Source organism: Paratractidigestivibacter sp. (assembly GCF_052362415.1).
GTDB lineage: Bacteria > Actinomycetota > Coriobacteriia > Coriobacteriales > Atopobiaceae > Paratractidigestivibacter.
This window is the reverse complement of the sequence record NZ_DAWEMK010000153.1, coordinates 1613-3142: the sequence shown is the minus strand read 5'-3', so window position 1 is coordinate 3142 and position 1530 is coordinate 1613. Positions and strand designations below refer to the sequence as shown.

The window sequence follows — 1530 nt, the reverse complement described above, 5'->3', positions numbered from 1 at the left end:
GGCCCACGCCGATGGACTGGGGCGGAATCTTGACGAGCTCGGCCAGCGGGTCCTGCAAGCGGCGGCCCAGGCTCATGGCGCCGCGCACGGTGACGTCCAGGTCGGGATACTCTTGGCTCGCGAGCTCGGAGGCGGAGTACACCGACGCGCCGGCCTCGTTCACGATGGTGTAGCGCAAGCCGGGCGCCTGCTCGGCAATGAACTCCGAGACGACTTCCTCGGTCTCGCGGCTGGCGGTGCCGTTGCCGATAACGATGGTGTTGACGCCGTCCTTTTTGACGAGGCGGGCGAGCTCGCGCTTGGTGCCGGCGACGTCGTGGCGCGGCTTGGTGGGGTAGACCACGCCGTGGTCAAGCAGCTTGCCGGTCTCGTCCATGACGGCGACCTTGCAGCCGGTGCGGTAGCCCGGGTCGAGCGCGAGCACGCGGGCGCCGCGGACGGGGCGGGCCGAGAGCAGGCCCTCAAGGTTCTTGGCAAAGACGTTGATGGCCTCGGTCTGAGCACGGACGGTGAGCTTGGCGCGGGCCTCGCGCTCCAGCGAGGGGGCCATCAGGCGCTTGTAGCCGTCGGCGATGGCGGCGTCAAAGACGGGCGCGAAGACGCCCTGGCGGCGGGGCCAGCGGCTGCCGAGACGCGCAGTGGCGGCAGCGCCGTCGACGTTCACGCGCACGCGGAGCTTGCCCTCGCGCTCGCCGCGGTCGATGGCCAGCACGCGGTGGTTGGGGATGCGGCGCAGCGGCTCGTCAAAGTTGTAGTAGGGCTCGTAGGGAGTCTTCTCGGCGGGGTCGGTCGCCTCGACAACGATATCGGCGGTGTTTTGCGTAAAGGCGCGCAGGTCGGCGACGTTCTCGGGGTCCTCGGCCACTGTCTCGGCCACGATGTCGGCGGCACCGGCGAGCGCCTTCTCGGCGGTGTCGAAGCCGGCGTCCTCGTTGATATAGGCCGCGGCGGCGTCGAGCGCGCTGCCCTTGGCGGAGGCCTGCATGATGATCATATTGGCGAGCGGCTCCAGGCCTGCCTCACGGGCCTTCTGCGCGCGGGTCATGCGCTTTTTACGGTAGGGCTTGTAGAGGTCCTCGACGCGCTGGAGCTGCGTGGCCTCGCGAATCTGCTGCTCGAGCTCGGGCGTGAGTTTGCCCTGGGCGTCGATGAGCAGGATGACGTCCTCTTTGCGCTGCTCAAGGTTGCGCAGGCAGGACAGGCGTTCGTCGAGCGCGCGCAGGGCGACGTCGTCCATGCCGCCCGTGGCTTCCTTGCGGTAGCGCGAGATAAAGGGGATGGTGTTGTCCTCGTCGATGAGCTTGACGGCCGCCTCGACATTGACGGCCTTAAGGTTGAGCTCGCGGGCAAGCTGGGCGATAAGATCCATGGGACTCCTTGCGTTTAAGGTGCGTTTGCAGCACAGGGCTACCAAGGATACCACCCGTCCCAAAAGACTGTTTTGAGGCCGCGCCACGAAAACGACCTATCTACTACGTTTGAACCATATGGGTCGACCATCCCTCGGTTTTCCGAAAATACGCAACCCGC

Annotated in this window: 1 protein-coding gene; it reads right to left on the bottom strand. The window is 66.7% G+C overall.

Annotation, left to right across the window (positions count from 1 at the left end):
• Positions 1 to 1369: Tex-like N-terminal domain-containing protein (locus ACT84W_RS10200; protein WP_444329132.1), on the bottom strand; the 1369-nt coding region annotated here is incomplete at its 3' end.
• Between the last annotated feature and the right edge of the window lie 161 nt (positions 1370 to 1530).